Origin of the sequence: Mesorhizobium sp. M7A.F.Ca.CA.004.06.1.1 (assembly GCF_003999135.1) — a bacterium.
In the GTDB taxonomy this organism is placed as follows: Bacteria; Pseudomonadota; Alphaproteobacteria; order Rhizobiales; family Rhizobiaceae; genus Mesorhizobium.
Window position 1 is genome coordinate 1 of the sequence record NZ_RZPQ01001178.1, and the last position, 1119, is coordinate 1119.

Consider the following 1119-nt stretch of genomic DNA (forward strand, 5'->3'; position numbering starts at 1 on the left):
GGTTCTTGATTGACGCGGCTTGTCTGTGGACAAGGCTTCCGCGCCGGCTGACAGCGTTAGCCGCGCGGCCGGTCGCGGGATAGCATCCGATAGACTGTTTTGACGCAATTCCGGACAGAAAACCGTTTCACACTTTTCCTGGAATAGCTCTAGATGACGCCATCGAAAGACATTTCGCGCCTGATCGAGATCATGGCGGCGCTACGGGCGCCGAAGACCGGCTGTCCCTGGGACATCGAACAGGATTTCTCGACCATCGCGCCCTACACGATTGAGGAAGCCTATGAGGTGGCGGACGCCATCGCGCGCGGCGACCTTGACGATCTGCGCGACGAGCTCGGCGACCTTCTGCTGCAGGTTGTCTATCACGCGCAGATGGCCGAGGAGGCCGGTGAATTCGCCTTCCCGGATGTGGTGCAAGCCATCACGACGAAGATGATCCGCCGCCATCCGCATGTCTTCGGCGACGAGAAAGCCCGCAACGCCGGCATGGCCAAGGGCATGTGGGAAGAGATCAAGGCCGAAGAGAAGGCGGAGAAACGAAGCGCCCGCCTCGCGCGTGGTCTCGATCCCGAAGACAACGGCAAGGGGTTTCTGGACAGCGTGCCGGTCGCCCTGCCCGCACTGACCCGGGCGCTGAAACTTCAGGAGAAGGCCGCCCGCGTCGGTTTCGACTGGAGCGAGGCGGCGCCCATCCTCGACAAGATCGAGGAAGAGATCGGCGAATTGCGCGAGGCGCTGGCAAAGGGCGACACCGCCTCGATCAAGGACGAGTTCGGCGACATGCTGTTTGCCGTCGTCAATCTCGGCCGTCATCTCAAGCTCGATTCCGAAGCAGCGCTGAGCGGCACCAACGAAAAATTCCGCTCGTGCTTCCACTATGTCGAACAAGCTCTGGAAAAATCCGGCAGCACGCTGGAAAAGGCTGATCTGGCCGAGATGGAAGCGCTCTGGCAGGAAGCAAAGACCGCGAAGTAATCTCTCTTTCGGGCAATTCCGGACGGAAAACCGCTATACACTTTTTCCTGGAATTGCTCCGGATTACCCGTTGTTTTTACGACGCAATCTGCTTTCGATCTCTTCGCGGGCGCTTTGCGTGGCCTTGAGCGAGATGGTGGC

At 59.8% G+C, this 1119-nt stretch carries 1 protein-coding gene; it reads left to right on the top strand.

From position 1 onward, the window contains the following. Positions 1-153: 153 nt before the first annotated feature. Positions 154-978: a nucleoside triphosphate pyrophosphohydrolase gene (gene mazG / locus EN906_RS34920; protein WP_127375812.1), complete on the top strand. Its 825-nt coding sequence runs from the start codon at positions 154-156 to the stop codon at positions 976-978. Positions 979-1119: the final 141 nt, after the last annotated feature.

Bases quoted from the DNA above. Each gene is read 5' to 3' on its own strand.
- mazG (WP_127375812.1), top strand. From the start codon at position 154: ATGACGCCATCGAAAGACATTTCGCGCCTGATCGAGATCATGGCGGCG.